Source organism: Thalassotalea euphylliae (assembly GCF_042682785.1).
Classification (GTDB): domain Bacteria; phylum Pseudomonadota; class Gammaproteobacteria; order Enterobacterales; family Alteromonadaceae; genus Thalassotalea_F; species Thalassotalea_F euphylliae.
This window is the reverse complement of record NZ_JBHUIB010000007.1, coordinates 37,228-54,559: the sequence shown is the minus strand read 5'-3', so window position 1 is coordinate 54,559 and position 17,332 is coordinate 37,228. Positions and strand designations below refer to the sequence as shown.

Here is a 17,332-nt window from a genome sequence, read left to right as displayed (position 1 = left end):
GTAAATGTGTGGAATAGCGGGAATTTTCCATGTAGGTGAAAAACAGGCGATACCAGCAGATTTAATAGCTGCCATGAATGATCGTCAAATCCATCGAGGTCCAGATGCTGGTGATTACTATTTTGAACCAGGTTTGGCACTTGCGCACAGACGCCTATCCATTATTGATTTAGAGGGTAGTCCTCAGCCGATGCAAAGTGCTTGTGGCCGAGCAGTTATCGTCTTTAATGGCGAAATTTATAATTTCAAAGCGTTACATACAGAGTTGAAAAGCAAAGGGTATGTGTTTAACACAGACGGCGACACTGAAACGATTCTAAACGCCTATCTCGAATGGGGTGAAGATTGTGTACACCATTTGCGAGGCATGTTTGCTTTTGCCGTGTGGGATAAAGAAAAGGAAGCACTTTTTGTCGCGCGTGACCGCGTTGGTATCAAACCATTTTTCTTTACGCTACTCGATAATGGGCACTTTGCTTTTGGCTCAGAATTAAAGGTACTTACGCAGCACCCTCGATTTGATCACACGCTACGCGATACAACCATCGAAGACTACTTTACGTTTGGTTATGTACCAGAGCCACACACAATATATCAACATACCTACAAATTGCGCCCAGGCCATCGATTTACCATTCATCGTGGTCAAAAAAGTTTACCAGAGCAAGAAGAGTACTGGGATATCCCTGTTGATTTTGACAACGAACTATCGTCGCAAGAAATAGAAGCGCAACTGGTTGAACGCCTTAAAGAAGCTGTAGATATCCGAATGGTAGCAGATGTGCCGCTGGGGTCTTTCTTGTCAGGTGGTGTAGACTCTAGTGCTGTGGTTGCGCTGATGTCGCAATTGCAAGATGATCCGGTTAACGCCTGCTCCATTGGCTTCGACGTTGAAACCTTTAACGAAACAGATTTTGCGAAAATGGTCGCAGAGCGCTACAAATCGAATCACCACATTGAAATGGTGGGGCAGAATGATTTTGACCTGATCGATAAGCTCGCGTTTTTGTATGACGAACCATACGCAGATAGTTCAGCTATGCCAACTTATCGAGTATGTGAATTGGCGCGTAAACATGTCACGGTTGCCTTGTCTGGTGATGGGGCTGATGAACTTTTTGCTGGCTATGGTCGATACCGACTACATGGCCATGAAGAAAAAGTGCGCGGCATGCTACCACTAGGTCTGCGTAAGCCGGTTTTTGGCCCGCTTGGCGCACTGTATCCGAAGATGGATTGGGCACCTCGTATTTTCCGAGCGAAAACCACGTTTCAGTCAATGGCTTTGGATACGGTAGAAGGCTATCACAACTCTATGTCCATTCTGCGCCGTGACGAGCGATTAAAGCTATATTCTGATGATTACAAACAAAAGCTCAATGGCTATTCGTCGATTGAAGTTTTTAACCAGTATCGATCTAAACTCAGTAATTTAGACCCGATCAAGAAAGCGCAATACCTTGATATGAAGACGTATTTAGTCGGCGATATCTTAACTAAGGTTGACCGTGCCAGTATGGCGCACTCACTTGAAGTACGCGTTCCATTTCTCGATCATAAGTTTGTTGAGTGGGGCTTTAAAGCGCCAACTTCTCTGAACCTTGTTAGCGGTGTTGGCAAGCATACGCTTAAGAAAGCAATGGAACCGCATTTACCGCATGACGTGCTCTACCGCAAAAAAATGGGATTCTCTGTACCGCTTGCAACCTGGTTCAAAGGGCCATTAAAAGAGCGTTTGTATGATGGTTTACTTGGTAAACACATGACTGAATCTGGCTATTTTTCTGCGCAACAACTCAAAACGCTTGTTGATCAGCACGTAAAAGGTGTGCGTGATAACAGTGCTTCTTTGTGGACATTGATGATGTTTGAATCGTTTTTGCGTCAAAGCTCCGAAACGAAGCGAGCAGCGCAATCAGGCCAGGCAGGTGTGTAAGCGATGAAAGTGTTGCATGTTCTTGATCATTCTATTCCACTGCATAGTGGCTACACGTTTCGCACGCGCTCTATTCTGAAACAACAACATGCACTGGGTATCGAAACGTGCCATGTCACCAGTCCTAAACATGGCAATGTTGAAGAAGAAATTGAAGAAGTTGATGGCTTAACGTTTTATCGCAGCGCAAAGCCAGCTGGCGTGTTAAGTAAACTCCCCGTGCTAAACCAACTTTCGTTTGTCTCTCCTATGGAGAAACGCATTTTAGACGTTATCGAGAAAGAAAATCCTGACATTATTCATGCGCACTCGCCTGCGTTGAATGGTTTGGCGGCTTTAAAAGCGGCCAAGAAAAAAGGGATTCCTGTTGTCTATGAAATTCGTGCATTTTGGGAAGATGCAGCGGTAGATCATGGCACCTGCAAGGAAGGTGACCTTCGTTATAAAATGACGCGTTCGCTTGAGTCGCACGTGGTTAAGCATGCTGACGCTGTAACGACAATATGTCAGGGTTTGAAAAACGATTTAATTGGCCGAGGAGTTGCGGACAGCAAGCTTACAGTGATTCCAAATGCGGTCAATGTAGAGCAGTTCGAGAAAATTTCTGAAAAAGACATTGAAATGGTTGAACAGTTGAACCTGGAAGGAAAACAAGTCCTTGGTTTTATTGGCTCTTTCTATGCTTATGAAGGGTTAGATTTGTTGGTAAAAGCGATGCCACAAATAATAAAGCAAATGCCTAATGCCTTTTTACTGCTTGTTGGCGGTGGTCCTCAAGAGGCAAATCTTAAGGCACAAGTTAATCAACTTGGTCTTCAGGACCGCGTAAGGTTTACGGGGCGCGTCCCTCATAGTGAGGTAGGGAAATATTACTCACTCGTCGATTTATTAGTATATCCGCGTAAATCGATGCGATTAACTGAGTTAGTGACACCACTTAAGCCGCTAGAAGCGATGGCCCAAACACGTTTGTTTTTAGCGTCGGATGTTGGTGGTCATCATGAGCTCATCACAGATAACGAAACAGGCTTTTTATTTAAAGCGGGTGATGTCGATGCGTTGGTAAGAAAAGTCTTTGATATTTTTAACCGTGAAGCCGCTTGGCCAGTGTTAAGAGAAAATGGGCGTAATTACGTTGAGAATGTACGTAATTGGAAAAATAGTGTAAGTAATTACTTACCTGTTTATCAACGATTAGCAAAGAAAACTGTGCAAAATGACTAGTGTTAAGCATGTCGCTATTGTTGGGCCTTTACCGCCACCTGCAGGCGGTATGGCTAATCAAACAAAACAACTTGCAAGTTTCCTAGCGTCAGAAGGTTTACTAGTCACAGTTGTTCAAGTGAACCCTCCTTATAAACCCTCGTGGGCAGGCAAGATCCCTGTATTCCGAGCTTTAGTCAGGTTAGTGCAATACCAGAAGGCATTGAAACAACAATTAGCTGATGTTGATGTGGTTCATATCATGGCAAATTCTGGGTGGTCTTGGCATTTATTTGCTGCTCCTGCTATTAAAATTGCAAAACAGCTAAACATTCCGGTAGTACTGAATTACCGTGGCGGTTATGCCGCGGACTTTTTTGCCAAGTCATGGTCATCGGTGCGCAAAACTATGGATTTAGTCGATGATATCGTTGTACCTTCGAGTTTCTTGCAAGATGTGTTTCAGCAATATGGAAAACGCGCTCGTGTTATTCCTAATGTGCTCAATCAACAACGATTCAATACCGTGGATCGTCAAGCATCGATGCAGCCATGTATTATCGTGACCCGTAACCTTGAAGAGATATATGACGTCGATACCGCTATTCGAGTATTTGCTGGTATTCGTCAGTCGTTTCCCGAGGCTGACTTGAAAGTGGCGGGAACGGGCCCTGAGCTATCTCATCTAAAAAAACTAACAGAGTCTTTGGGCATCGCTGACCATGTCACATTTGTGGGTAGGCTGTCACCTGATGAGATATCTGGATTATATAAATCAGCTGATCTGATGCTAAACACTAGCATTGTTGATAACTCACCAAACTCACTTATTGAATCGTTGGCGTGTGGCACGCCTGTGGTCAGCACCAATGTAGGTGGAATTCCAAAGCTAGTCACTGATAACCATGATGCGTTGCTTGCCGATCCCAAAGATGTTGATAAATTGACGAACTTGTCTTTGACATTACTCAAAGATGCTACTGAACGAGAACGTCTAACGAAAAACGGTTTACTCACCATCGAAAAATTTTGGTGGTCGAACGTATGGCAAGAACTGGCTAGTTGCTACCAATCAGCATGTGGAGCAAAAAATGTTTAGCGCGCTATACACTAAACTCGTTGCGAATATACTTTTTCCACTTCATGAACTGTTGAAAAAGCATGATACGGTGCGCATCAAAAAGCAGTTAGAGCAAAGCCAGTGGCAAAGTACAGAAGCGATCAATGAAAATGCGAATAAACGATTAGCCAAGTTTTTGGATAAGGCGAGCCAAGATGTACCCTATTACCGCGATGTTTTCAAAAAGCTCGGAATTGAAGCAGGCGATATTGCCTTAAAAGCAGAGTTATCTGCATTGCCTTTCCTTGATAAAACAGTTATTCGAGAGAACTTTGAGCAGCTTAAATCGGAAAAGGCAGGACCAACACAGCCATTTACCACGGGTGGCTCTAGTGGTACGCCACTGACCTTTTTGTTGAGCAATGAGCGAGTTAGCCACGACGTCGCTGAAAAGTGGCGAGCAACACGTTGGTGGGATGTAGATATTGGTGACAAAGAAATCGTTGCCTGGGGATCGCCCATTGAACTTGGCGCGCAAGACAAAGTGCGTATTGCGCGCGATAAATTATTTCGTTCAACCCTGGTGCCAGCTTTCGATATGGATGAAGTCAAATTACTGGGTTTTATCGAACAAATTAAATCGATTGCGCCTAAAATGCTATTTGGCTATCCCTCGGTATATGCGCTGATTGCACAGACGGCACAGAAGCATAATATTGCGTTGGATAACTTGGGTATCAAAGTGGTTTTCGTTACCAGCGAGCGATTATATCCGTACCAGCAAGAAGTGATTGAAAAGGTCTTCAATGCGCCTGTTGCCAATGGATATGGCGGTCGAGATGCTGGCTTTATTGCTCACGCATGCGCTAACGGTAAAATGCACATCAGTGCAGAAGATATTATTGTTGAGATTGTCGATAGCCAAGGCAACGTATTGCCCGACGGGGAGAGTGGAGAAATTGTCGTCACCCATATGGCAACGTCTGATTTTCCATTTATTCGCTATCGAACGGGTGATATAGGCGCCATAGACACTGACTCTTGCTCATGTGGCCGCGGCTTACCTGTGTTGAAGAATATTGAAGGCAGAACAACAGATTTTGTCGTCGCACAAGACGGCACTATCATGCATGGTTTGGCGTTAATCTACATACTTCGCGAAATGTCAGGTATTGATGCATTCAAAATAGTGCAGGAAAGCTTAACGCATACACGTGTTGAAATTGTGCCGACACACTCTCTAACAGAAGAAATGCGCGGTACAATCGTTAACGGATTTAAACAACGATTGGGCGAAACTGTGGAAGTTGAGTTGCAAGTCGTTGATAGTATTGCTGCGGAAAAATCGGGCAAATTCCGATATGTAATCAGTAAAGTAGAGTATTAATTTTGATAGATAGTTTATTTTTATTAATGAGCGTTGGCGCAATGATTTTCTTGCTGAAGTGGGCAAACGATGAGGATGAGAAATAGTGCGCGACCTCATACTCGTTATATTTCTTTTTATAACGATTTATTATTCGTTTAAACGTCCATTTTTAGGCATAGTTGCTTGGTTGTGGATTGCCTTAATGGCACCAACAGTTTGGGCCTATGGGTTCTCTACTAGCTTTAGGATGAACTTTACCGTTGCTCTTATCGCAATGGCTTCTTATCTAGTGTTGCCCAAAGAAAAAGGATTTAAAGCAAATGCCTTACTCGTGCTCGTTTTGCTGTTTGGGTTCTGGAATTTTTGGTCGTCCGCATTCCATATCCAGATAGATGGTGGCGCTGTTTGGAATTACTTTATCCAAGTCGTCAAAATTTTATTATTGTTTTTATTTATCACACTTGCTTGTACGAAACGATTACATATTGACGCGATAATATGGGCTATTGTTCTGGCAATATCGGCCTACGCGGCGATGGAAGGCGTCAAGTTTATATTATCTGCCGGTGGGCATAGAATTGTTGGCCGCTCACCTATCATCGCAGACCGTAACGATTTTGCCGTCGCAGTAAATATGTGTATACCACTGATACTTTATTTATGGTCTACGACCAAACATAAGCTATTGAAACAAGGCCTCATGGGACTTTGTTTGCTTAATGTTGTGGCTATTATTGGTACCTTCTCTCGTGGTGGATTTATCGGTATCTCCATTCTCGGCCTGTTTTTATGGTTCAAATCAAATCACAAACTTGTCCTAGCGCTCTTAGCAGCGTTAATTATCCCGATAGGTTTTCAATACGCGCCAGATGAGTGGAAAGAGCGGCAGTCTACTATTAAGACCGCGGCAGCAGAAGATAGCTCTTTTATCGGGCGTCTTTGGGCTTGGAAAATATCAACATTAATTGCGATAGATAATCCGCTCACTGGTGGTGGTTATAAAGCCGTTACTGACCGAGTCGTTTGGTTTGCTTACAAAGATGAAACATCTAATTTTGGACCAATATATACACCAGAAGTGCCGAATTATATTAAACCCAAAGCCGCTCACAATATTTACTTCCAAGTACTAGGTGATCAGGGTTTTGTTGGACTGTTTTTGTTCCTAACAATGCTAGCAACTTGTTATTTTAATTGTCGAACCATAGCGAAAAAAGCCAAAAAGAATGGTGTTGAGTGGTGCCAAAAGCTCTCAGGGTATATCACTCTATCGCTTGTCGGATATGGCATTACCGGTATGAATGTTAGTCTTGCCTATTTTGAATTGCTCTACGCATTGATAGCTATAGTATGCGTTTTGAATATTCGAGAAATGTATAAAAAAGAAGAACTCAACTATGAAAAAACTTAGCGTATCATTATTGCTAATAGCGATATTCAGTTTGTCCTTTTCGGTGAATGCTAACGAGCGTAAATGTGGCTCGTTGGACAACCATTTTGGTCCTTTTGATTATTATGACCCTGCTAATCATCAATCGACTGGTGCTCAATCGCAAGGGAAAATTCGCATAGTGACTAAACGCCATTTAACGAAATCGATGTTACGCCTTAAACGAGGAAGTACAGGTTCTATAGCTGACGATCTTGATTACACACTAAGAGCGATTCCAAATCATCCAAAAGGTTTGGATTTAGCCTCTCGATTTGAATTAGAACGAAAAAACTCGGCAACTTTTGCTAAACGGCACAAGAAACTATTTTTGAGTGCCGATTGCTATTTTGAACGAGCAATGCGCTTTCAACCAGAAGAAGGCGAGACAGCGATGATATATGGTATTCATAAGCACCGTTTCAAGCAGTATGACCAGGCGGTGGTTGCATATAAAAAGGCTGAGCGTTTGGGGCTTGATAATATCCAGTTGAGCTATAACTTGGCGCTATCCTATGTTGCTATGCAGAATTACGAAGCTGCATTACCTATTGCTAAGCAAGTATACGCTGAGGGCTTTCCATTGGATGGCTTAAAAAACAAACTGATCTCGGCAGGTGTTTGGCAATAATGGGTGCAGACATGGACATGCCAACGGTATCAATTATTGTACCGACGTATAACCGACAAGATTTCCTGGTACCAGCTATTGAAAGCTTGGTAAACCAAACATCATCACCTTTAGAAATTATCGTTGTCGACGATGGTAGCCATTATAACGTAGAGGCTTTGTTGGCGTCATATCAGCCATTAGTGAGGGTGATTCGTAAAGATAATGGTGGCAAGCCAGCCGCGGTGAATCTAGGCTTAGAGTGTGCTCAAGGCGAATACATCTGGGTGTTTGATGATGATGATGTTGCTGAACTTGATTACCTTGAGCATTGTGTGAAAGCACTGGCAAAAGATCAGGTGGACTATATATTTGGCTGGCATTACCAAGCAGATTCGCTTGTAGATGGCAGCTTAAAAATTACGGGTCAACGTCGTCCACATTTTAGCAATGACCAGCAAATTTTTGTGCGCTTACTTGAAGGTTGCTCAATTGCTCATAATGCCATTATCGCCAGAAAAACGTGCTATGACACCTTGGGGGGAATTGATACTACTTACCCTTGTTCAGAAGACTATGAATTTGAACTGAGGCTTGCTCAAAAATTTCGTGGGTCTTTTATTGACATTCCATCTTTTTCTCGTCGAATTCATGACGGAGAAAGAGGTAGTGCAAACTTCAATTACCAAGCAGCGCAGCGTCGTGAAAAATTTCTCTCTCAAGATAGGCGCTTTATCGAGTACTACTTGGAAAACTTACCGCTTGAGACCTTCATTTATGATGTTGCAAGTGATGCTTCCGAACCCTTAAAAATGCGCATGGCGTATTTAAACAAACTCTTGATTGCTGCTAATGTCGGCGCGTGGTTAACATGGTCAGATACTTGGAAACAGCTGATCGCCAGTAACCTTTTGGAATATAAGCACTTATCGATAGACGAACTGAAGAAACTTGACCTAATGTTAGGTTACCAAGACGCTACGGTCATGAGGGACGCGTCGACAATTATCAAAACCGTCATTTTTAGCTTGAAATCTGCAGGCACCTCCGGCAAGCCAGTTGTTAAACAACTTAAAAAAGCGTTAGCGAAAAATGCTTACCAACACGTTAAAAAGTCTAATTACGTTCTCGCGTATAGTCATCTTAAGCTTGTGATGTTGGGGTAGTCATGGGGATGCCTCTGATCTCAGTTATAGTGCCTAATTACAATGGTGCCGCGTTTATTCATGAGGCGGTAAGCAGCATTCTTAATCAAAGCTATGAAAACCTTGAAGTTATCGTAGTCGATGACGGCTCTAGCGATAATTCTGCTGAAATTATTGAACTATTAGCTTCAAATGACTCGCGTGTAGTGTCTATTTTCAAGGAAAATGGTGGAGTATCGAAGGCGCGAAATTTGGGTATTGCCAAAGCCCAAGGTGAATATATTGCCTTCCTCGATTCGGACGATTTTTGGCATCCAGATAAGCTTGCGCAACAACTTGATGCATTAGGGAAGCAAAACGTTAAAGTATGCTTCTCTGCTTTTAAGCGTTGGGAGCCAGATAATGCAGGAATGTATCCGTCGGCAGAACAACTATATCAGATCCAGAATCCCAACACGTTGGCAGAAGTAGATAGCGACTTTTCCACTGCCCTCTATCCGAAAATGTTTGAAGATGTATATATATGGACAGGCACTATTTTAATGGATAAGTCAGTACTGGATGATGTTGGTTGCTTTAATGAAGACTTAGTCATAGGCGAAGACTATGATTTATGGCTACGTATTGCGTTTCGTTATCGTGCCGTGAAACTAGCCTTTCCTTTTGCCTTGTATCGCACCAACCCAAACAGTATTACGCGGAAAGTGCACGAGCAAAATTTTCAGGCTTTGGTATTGGAGTATACGAAGGAAAAATTCGGCCTCACTGATGCGTTTGGTGACAGCTTACCAGAAGATTCGTTTAACGAAATACTATATCAGCAATGGTTTACGTACGGCTATCAGTGCTTTTGGGCGAATAGAAGAGACCTAGCTCGTTCAGCCTTTAATCGGTCGTTAGCTTATGAAAAAAATATTAAAGCTTTTGTCTACGCGTTGCTTTCGATGCCTGGTGTGTATTCTGTCATTCGTCATATGTCAGGAAAGGGGCGGGAGTAAAAATGTCTTCACAAAATGAGCATTGTGTCGTTGTTCGCGGCTTCTACCTTGATCAACAGGTTATTGAAAATTTACATAAAATTAAGTCAGAAATACCTGAAGGTTATGACTTTTTTTTCTTGTACGATGAGACACCGAGAAAAGTAAAAAAAAGAAAATTACCTGAAGGCATAACTGCAGTACCTTTCAATCAGCAACGCTGGGTCGAATATAAAACGCCAGATAAATACCATCAGACCTTTATACCGGGTAATGAAGAAACGATGTTTCTCATGTTTTTTGATGAATATTCTTTGTACAAACATTATTGGTTTATCGAATATGATGTGCATTTTTCTGGCAATTGGCGCCTTTTTTTCGACGCGTTTCAAGATAGTGATGCTGATTTGCTGTCCACCACGTTGGTCGCATATGACGAATTTCCAGAGTGGGGTATTTGGAAGTCATTAACCCCTCCAAGTAATGTTACTGTTGTAAACGAGCATAAAGTGCGAGGCTTTTTCCCGTTCGCTAGATTCTCTAATCGGGCGTTATCGTTATTAAAAACAACCTTGTCAGAGGGGTGGTCGGGCCATCCAGAGGCCTTAGTGGCGACGGTTATGTTGCACCATGGTTTAACGATAGAAGATATTGGTGGTGATGGACAGTTTGTACAACCAGACAATAAAAACAGGTTTTACACCAATAATCGTTTCGATGAAGACTTAGGTCCCGGTACCTTTAAATTTAGACCCAAGTATCGTGATGTTGGTGACATACCGAATATGCTTTGGCACCCCGTAAAAGATGAAAAGCTTGTCATGTGGGACACGAAAAAAACACCGATGCAAAAGTTTATTGACAGAATTTTTTCTAAATTAAAAAAATGGTCAAAGGGGCATTAATATGATTTCAGTGTTGTTTGCTACACATAATGGCTCGTTGACACTAAACACTATGTTGTCAGCGTTTCAAAATTTAAAAGTGCCAGCGACAGGTTGGCAAGTAATAATTGTAGATAACGCGAGTACGGATAATACCAAAAGTGTCGTAGACTCCTTTAAAGATAAACTTCCTCTGGAATATATTCATGAACCAAGACAAGGAAAAAATCAGGCACTGAATACAGGGTTAGCTCACGTTAAAGGCGATATCGTACTATTAACAGATGACGATGTTATTCCCCATCCCAATTGGCTTGTTGAAACAGAGCGAGCGGCAAATGAGAACCCCGAATTCGATATTTTTGGCGGTAAAATAGCACCTTGCTGGCCAGAGAATACGCCAGATTGGGTGAAAAATTTAGTTCCAAAAGGAATTACTTACGCGGTGACTGGCGATGACTGGCCAGAGGGTAAAATTTCCCCCACTATGGTGTGGGGGCCAAACATGGTTGTAAGAAGAAAAGTTTTTGATGGTGGCATAATCTTTAACACCGATATTGGTCCTAATGGAACAAATTATGCCATGGGCAGTGAGACAGAATTCAATATTCGAGCTCATGACACAGGAGGCCATCGTTGTTGGTTCAACCCTAAATCAAGCGTGCAACATATTATTCGCGACAATCAAGTGACTTGGAATTGGATTTTAGGGCGCGCAAGACGGTTTGGACGCGGCGAATACTGTCAGCAGTCGGAAGAATACAAAGATCATCGCCAAATATTTCAGGTGCCCGTATGGATGCATAAAATGTATGTACAGAATTTATTGGGGTATCTATTGGCTTCTGTTAATGGTGACTTTGAAAGAAAATTCAAATCTGCTTGGGAAATTCAAAAGTACAAAGGTTATTGCACTGAGGCGCAAAAAAAAGAGGCCAAACATTAACCTATGGCCTCTTTTGTAAATTCAGTGTTGTGGTCATACTTTACACAGTATGGTCAAATGATAATTAACTTCGGTTCATCTATAGCATTGGCTAGGCTTCTGACGCCCGCTGAAGTAGGTATTTACTCTGTGAGTTTTGCTCTGATTGGCTTTGCTTCTCTGTTGAGAGATTTCGGGGTAAGCGACTACATTGTCCAAGAAAAGTCACTCACAAATGCTAAAGTGCAGACGGCTTTTACCTTCAATAATATACTTGCTTGGCTGCTTGCTTTCGTTGTCTATTTCTCTGCCGAACCGATAGCGAAATTTTATGGTCAACCGGGAATCGAAGAAGTTTTCTATGTCTTGTCGGTCAACTTTCTACTTGTCCCGCTAGGAGCCATAACATTTGCATTGCTTCGGAAGGATATGCAGTTCAAATCATTGGCCAATATTCAACTGCTATCTGTTACTGTTACAGCCATAGTTAGCATCGCAACTGCTTATTATGGTGCCAGTTATCTTAGTATGGCCTACGGGGCGGTTGCAGGTTCAGCAACCACCGCGCTTGTTTGTCAACTTTATAGGCGCCGAGATATTCCTTTTCGATTGACATTAAGCAGTGTGAAAGCGATTTGGGCTTATTCTTCACATAGTGTTTTCTTTACAATGACAAGATATACCAGTAACTCTATGGCCGAGATATTGGTGGGGAAGTTATTGGGAATGTCGGAAGTTGCTATATTTAACAAGGCGAAATCATTTCCTGGCTTGATAAATCAGGCTTTAACTAATGGTTTGAAATCAACTGTATTACCTTCCGTAGCTAAATTATCTCATTCTCCAGAGTTGATTAAAGAGAGATATTTAACCATCGTTAGTTTCTCTTTAGCCATTGTATGGCCGGTTATCGTATTTCTGGGAGTCATGTCGTATGACATTATAAGCTTCTTGTTTGGGGAAAACTGGTTGGCAGTGGCTCCTTTGATGCAAATTGCTGTAGTGAGTATAGGGGTGTGGGCCTCTATTTTGTATGCCGATGATTTATTTAAAGCGACTGGGCAGATTAGTGTTATAGCCAAGTTGGAACCACTATTTCTAGCTTTGAGAGTTCTTTCCGTCATAATAGGTGCGCAAATTAGTATCGAAGCGATACTCTTGTTGGGTATTGGTGTTGTGTTAATTAGGTTTATCATTTACATAGCGTTGCTTCAGCGAAAACTGTGTATCCATTGGATAGACAATATAGCTGCGATGATGAAAAGCTTGTTTATTGCGGTGGTCGTGGCAAGTGTTTTGTTGATATTTAATCAAAGCCTGCCGTTGCAGAGTGAGTTTATTGCACTTTTCTTGAATTCGTTGCTGTTTGGGGTTACCTGGTTACTGGCAATGTACCTAGTCAAACACCCGTTGCTGGAGTTTCTGACTCAAAAATTATCTCGCTCGCGTAAATAGCAAATTACATTTAATAGGACTTATATGTTTTCAAGTTTACCTAGAAAAATTTTATCGAAACAACGGAAGCTAAAGGCTAAATTGTTGGGCAATGGTGTAGATACTTATTGGTGGTCTGGCAGGGTCAACTTTGGGGACTTGATTAGTGAAGAGTTACTAAAAGTGAATGGTAAAACCCCGATACTTAAAGAGCCTTCAAATGCACAATTAGTGATGGTTGGTAGCTTGATTGAACACTTACCAGAAGATTATTCTGGAACGATCATGGGTACAGGACTGATTAGCGAAAAAAAAGCCTCTCTACCTCAAGCAAATTTTTTAGCCGTACGCGGTAAATATACTCGCCAATGCTTGGGTTTAAAAGAATCAGTTCCGCTTGGTGATTTTGGACTGCTTTCTCACAAACTTATTGGTAAGCAGCCAGCTAAGAAGTATAAATATGGTTTAATTCCTCACTATGTCGACAAAACAAACCCATGGATACCAAAAATACATAACTACTTAGGGCAAGATTGCGTCATCATTGATGTAGAAGATACCGCCACATCGGTAACTCAACAAATTGCTGAGTGTGAATTCATTTTTTCATCATCTTTACACGGTCTCATTGTTGCTGATTCATTTGGTATCCCTAACACATGGCTGCAGATGTCAGATAAAGTTATCGGTAATGGCTTCAAATTTCACGATTACAATAGCGCGATCGACTCAGAGCAGCAGTGTGTCAACGTCAGCAATGAGACGACTCTGGACGATTTAGAAGCTGCATTGTCAACGAAGTCTTTTGATGTAATTCGTGAAAAGCAAGATGAGTTAGATAACATCCTGACTGGTTATTTATCTCGGGATTAGCACGTTGCTTTCTATTGTAATAGCCAACTTTAATGGTGAAAAAGTCTTACAGCAAACCTTAGATGGATTTTGCAACATTAACTTCGACGTAAGGCAACAAACAGAGATCTTGTTTGTCGATAATGGTAGTACAGATCAATCGATTGAGATCGCTTTGCGCTATCAAGATAAATTACCGCTTAAGATTTTCAGTGAGCCGAAAGTTGGCAAAGGATATGCTTTAGCCAAGGGAATAAAAGAGGCTCGAGGCGAGTTTGTAATTTTTGCTGACAATGATGTAATCCCTAACACCAATTGGCTAATTGCCTATGAACGAGCAGCCAGTCATAACCCAGAGTTTTCGATTTTTTTAGGTGCAATACGGCCACACTTTTTGATATCTGCACCACAATGGCTTAAACAGCTGACAGATAATGGCAAATCTTTTGGTTGTACACCGGTTTTTAGAAAAAGCGGCCCAGCTGAGTACTTTGAGGCGAAAGGGGCCAATTTTGGTGTTAGAAAATGCGTTTTGGAACAAGTGAGTTTCAGAGATGATTTGTGGATAGCAAACAAAGCAAAAGTGGGTGGCGAAGATACCGATTTCGTCAAGCGAGCTCAAGCCAATGGTTTTCGAATTTTTTTCGACTCTGAAGCGGAGGTTGAACACATTGTCAGAGCGAATGAAGTGGGAATCATCCCCGTTGTTAACAGATATTTTAGAATAGGTCGCTCAATCGCTGCAACTACAGAGCTTAACTTTGGAAGCTCGAAAACGGCTTTTGGTTATCCGCTTTGGGCATATGTTGAAACATTGAAAAAGAGTGCAACGTGCTTGATGCTATGGTTCAAAAATAAAAGGTATGAGTCCGCAGAAATTTTGATAGAACTATCAATGCTTTGGGGCAAGCTAAATTATTTGAAAGAAGCTGAATATGATTGTGAAAAACAATAGCTGGGTAAGAACGATTTTTAATGGAAGAATAGATGGCATTATACGAAAACCAGTTCTCTGAAGAACATGACTTTGTAGGAACCGTGGAACCCAGTAAAACACTTGTTATTGCGTCTACAGGTCGCAGTGGCAGTCATATGCTTGGGCATGCACTTCACCAGACCGGTAAATTTGGTTTCCCACTCGAGTATGCAAATCCCGCAAATCTTGAAAAATGGCGGAGTTTGCTCGGTGTGTCGGACGTAGCTGATGTAATGACACAATTAAAAAGGCGCAGGACTTCCAGTAACGGCGTGTTTGGAATAAAAGTTCACTATCCGCATATTGAACAATTTAACGGGTTTGCAAACTTATTAGATACTTTCCCTGAGCCGTATTTTGTTTTTCTTTCGCGGAAAGATTTGTTGAAACAGGCTGTATCATTGTCAATAGCGAGACAAACTGGCGTATGGATATCAGGTCAAGAATCAAATGGCGTCGAACCAAAATATGATTTTCATCAAATTGATGGTTGTTTAAAAGAGACTATTCGTCATAACGCATCATGGAAGTACAAGTTATCAATTAGCGGTGCCAAGTATATGGAGTTAGACTTCGACAAAGTTCGAATGGACCTTAAACATGCAATACATCAAATAGCGCAATTTATGGAGGTTGAGCTCAAGGAGTCTGACATACCGGTAGAGCAGGTGACTAGGAAGCAAGGAAATAATTTAAATAAAGAATGGGAAAGCCGCTTTCTTCGTGAATGTGATTTAGAACAAATATTGTATTGTGATTCAGATCACTTGCAAAAAGATAGCCTTATCAAGGCAGCTCTCAAGCGATACATAAAGAAATAGACAGAGTTACGCGAATGATTTATTGGATGGAAAACATTGTTGTTGCAAGCAAAACAGCAGCATCGCTGGATGGCTTAGATGTATCAGGACACTCTGTTTTTGTGTATCAAGCAGACCAAGACTTGTATCAAAATAATGTGAATGCTTTAAAAGGCCTTTCCCATTATGACTTAGAAAAGGCCTTTGCAGTATTGCAAGGCACATATTTTGCGATAAGTTGTTGTAAAGAAAACCAATCACTATCCCTGTTCAATGATGCCCTGGGTGTTCAGCCTTGTTACTACACAGTGCAAAATGGCAAATTGTATGTTTCTAACTCGCTTAAAGAGCTAAAGAAAGAATCAGCGCTGAGTTTTACGCTCAATAAGCAAGCAATATTCAATTACATGTATTTCCATTGTATCCCCTCTCCAACCACGATCTATGAAAACGTGTTCAAGTTGGAGCCGGGCAAAGCCGTTATATTTGATGTTGAATTCAACAAAACGGAACAGGTGCTCTATTCACCTAAGTTTGCTTCAAAGGGCGCAGCAGACAGCAATCAATTGAAGACTTGTTTGGATACTATCGATGATGCAGTTGCTGATAGTGTGACTGAAAACTGTGGTGCATTCTTAAGTGGTGGCCTAGACAGCTCTACAGTGTCTGGTATGTTGGCAAAGCACAAATCTCCGGCGAAAACCTTCTCAATTGGCTTTAATGCGGAAGGTTACGATGAAACACCTTACGCTAAAATCACAGCAAAGCATTTCGGGACTCAGCATGAAGTACTTTATTTGCAACCTGAACAAGCTGTTGATGCTTTTGTTGAAGTTGCCCAATATTTTGATGAACCATTCGGTAACTCGTCGTCAATGGCTGCCTACTTTTGTGCAAAGTTTGCCAAAGAACATGGCGTTGATACGTTGCTTGCAGGCGATGGTGGTGATGAGCTTTTTGCCGGTAATGAGCGCTATGCAAAGCAAAAGCAATTTGAACTTTACTACAAGCTGCCTGCTCCTCTGCGAGGACTTTTGAACACGACACTAAACAATAAGTTGATGGCGTCTGTTCCAGTAATCAGCAAAGCGTCTAGTTATGTTCGTCAAGCGGAAGTGACACTGCCAGCTCGTCTGCAAAGCTACAATTTTATCAATATTGTGGGGTTAGAAGAGATGTTTACGCCAGAGTTCCTGGCACAAGTGGATACTGATCTGCCGATTAAGCAATTAGAACAACGATACAGTGAGTCTGAAGGTGTCCATCCTGTTGACAATATGTTGTACCTAGATTGGAAATTCACACTTGCAGATAACGACTTAGTCAAAGTGAACCGCATGTGTGAACTAGCAGGCGTTAACGTTAAATATCCTCTGCTTGATAGGCGTGTTGTTGATTTTAGCTGTAGCGTATCAGCTGATACTAAATTGCCCGGTTATCAACTGCGTGACTTTTATAAAAAAGCATGCCGCGGATTTTTGGCAGACGAAACGCTTGATAAGAGTAAACATGGTTTTGGCTTACCGTTCGGCGTTTGGCTAAAAGAAAACGAAACGCTGAAAAATATTGCACTAGACGCACTCGAAAAGTTTAAAGCGCGTGGCATAGTTTCTAATTCACTGATAGAAAAGGCATTGGCAGCACACAACAGCGTGCATGCTGGATACTACGGTGAGCTAATTTGGATAATGGTTGTTTTAGAGCTATGGCTGCAAGGTAACGAGTAACAGAT

Annotated in this window: 15 protein-coding genes; all 15 read left to right on the top strand. The window is 41.8% G+C overall.

From position 1 onward, the window contains the following. Positions 1 to 4: 4 nt before the first annotated feature. The 15 genes from ACFSJY_RS13885 to ACFSJY_RS13815 all read left to right on the top strand — a co-directional run bounded on the left by ACFSJY_RS13885 (position 5) and on the right by ACFSJY_RS13815 (position 17,327). Positions 5 to 1,936, top strand: coding sequence for an XrtA/PEP-CTERM system amidotransferase (locus ACFSJY_RS13885; RefSeq protein ID WP_386035325.1), 1,932 nt, complete (start codon positions 5 to 7; stop codon positions 1,934 to 1,936). A 3-nt stretch (positions 1,937 to 1,939) separates the two neighbouring features. Next, positions 1,940 to 3,160 carry a TIGR04063 family PEP-CTERM/XrtA system glycosyltransferase gene (locus ACFSJY_RS13880; protein ID WP_386035323.1) on the top strand — a complete coding sequence of 407 codons (1,221 nt, stop codon included), beginning with the start codon at positions 1,940 to 1,942 and terminating at the stop codon, positions 3,158 to 3,160. After that, complete coding sequence (locus ACFSJY_RS13875) at positions 3,153 to 4,238, top strand: glycosyltransferase family 4 protein (protein ID WP_386035321.1); 1,086 nt, start codon at positions 3,153 to 3,155, stop codon at positions 4,236 to 4,238. Before ACFSJY_RS13880 ends, ACFSJY_RS13875 begins: the two co-directional genes overlap by 8 nt. Next, positions 4,231 to 5,586 (top strand): phenylacetate--CoA ligase family protein, encoded by a 1,356-nt coding sequence (locus ACFSJY_RS13870; RefSeq protein WP_386035319.1) that lies wholly within the window; start codon positions 4,231 to 4,233, stop codon positions 5,584 to 5,586. Before ACFSJY_RS13875 ends, ACFSJY_RS13870 begins: the two co-directional genes overlap by 8 nt. A gap of 85 nt (positions 5,587 to 5,671) precedes the next feature. Then, entirely contained in the window at positions 5,672 to 6,979 is a 1,308-nt protein-coding gene (locus tag ACFSJY_RS13865; RefSeq protein WP_386035317.1) for a putative O-glycosylation ligase, exosortase A system-associated, read from the top strand. After that, a complete protein-coding gene (locus ACFSJY_RS13860; protein WP_386035315.1) occupies positions 6,966 to 7,628 on the top strand; it encodes a hypothetical protein in 663 nt (220 codons plus the stop codon). Before ACFSJY_RS13865 ends, ACFSJY_RS13860 begins: the two co-directional genes overlap by 14 nt. Continuing rightward, positions 7,628 to 8,773: a glycosyltransferase family 2 protein gene (locus tag ACFSJY_RS13855; RefSeq protein WP_386035313.1), complete on the top strand. Its 1,146-nt coding sequence runs from the start codon at positions 7,628 to 7,630 to the stop codon at positions 8,771 to 8,773. Before ACFSJY_RS13860 ends, ACFSJY_RS13855 begins: the two co-directional genes overlap by 1 nt. Before the next feature lie 2 nt (positions 8,774 to 8,775). Further along, positions 8,776 to 9,750, top strand: a complete 975-nt coding sequence (locus ACFSJY_RS13850; RefSeq protein ID WP_386035311.1) for a glycosyltransferase family 2 protein — start codon at positions 8,776 to 8,778, stop codon at positions 9,748 to 9,750. 2 nt (positions 9,751 to 9,752) lie between these two features. Continuing rightward, entirely contained in the window at positions 9,753 to 10,634 is an 882-nt protein-coding gene (locus tag ACFSJY_RS13845) for a hypothetical protein (protein ID WP_386035309.1), read from the top strand. Between the two features lies 1 nt (position 10,635). Beyond that, positions 10,636 to 11,559 carry a glycosyltransferase family 2 protein gene (locus tag ACFSJY_RS13840; RefSeq protein WP_386035307.1) on the top strand — a complete coding sequence of 308 codons (924 nt, stop codon included), beginning with the start codon at positions 10,636 to 10,638 and terminating at the stop codon, positions 11,557 to 11,559. 3 nt (positions 11,560 to 11,562) lie between these two features. Beyond that, entirely contained in the window at positions 11,563 to 12,993 is a 1,431-nt protein-coding gene (locus ACFSJY_RS13835; protein WP_386035305.1) for a lipopolysaccharide biosynthesis protein, read from the top strand. 24 nt (positions 12,994 to 13,017) lie between these two features. Continuing rightward, positions 13,018 to 13,845 carry a polysaccharide pyruvyl transferase family protein gene (locus tag ACFSJY_RS13830; protein ID WP_386035303.1) on the top strand — a complete coding sequence of 276 codons (828 nt, stop codon included), beginning with the start codon at positions 13,018 to 13,020 and terminating at the stop codon, positions 13,843 to 13,845. A 4-nt stretch (positions 13,846 to 13,849) separates the two neighbouring features. Further along, positions 13,850 to 14,779: a glycosyltransferase family 2 protein gene (locus ACFSJY_RS13825; RefSeq protein ID WP_386035301.1), complete on the top strand. Its 930-nt coding sequence runs from the start codon at positions 13,850 to 13,852 to the stop codon at positions 14,777 to 14,779. A 32-nt stretch (positions 14,780 to 14,811) separates the two neighbouring features. Beyond that, positions 14,812 to 15,621 (top strand): Stf0 family sulfotransferase, encoded by an 810-nt coding sequence (locus ACFSJY_RS13820; protein ID WP_386035299.1) that lies wholly within the window; start codon positions 14,812 to 14,814, stop codon positions 15,619 to 15,621. Between the two features lie 14 nt (positions 15,622 to 15,635). Continuing rightward, complete coding sequence (locus ACFSJY_RS13815) at positions 15,636 to 17,327, top strand: asparagine synthetase B family protein (protein ID WP_386035297.1); 1,692 nt, start codon at positions 15,636 to 15,638, stop codon at positions 17,325 to 17,327. The last annotated feature ends 5 nt before the right edge of the window (positions 17,328 to 17,332 follow it).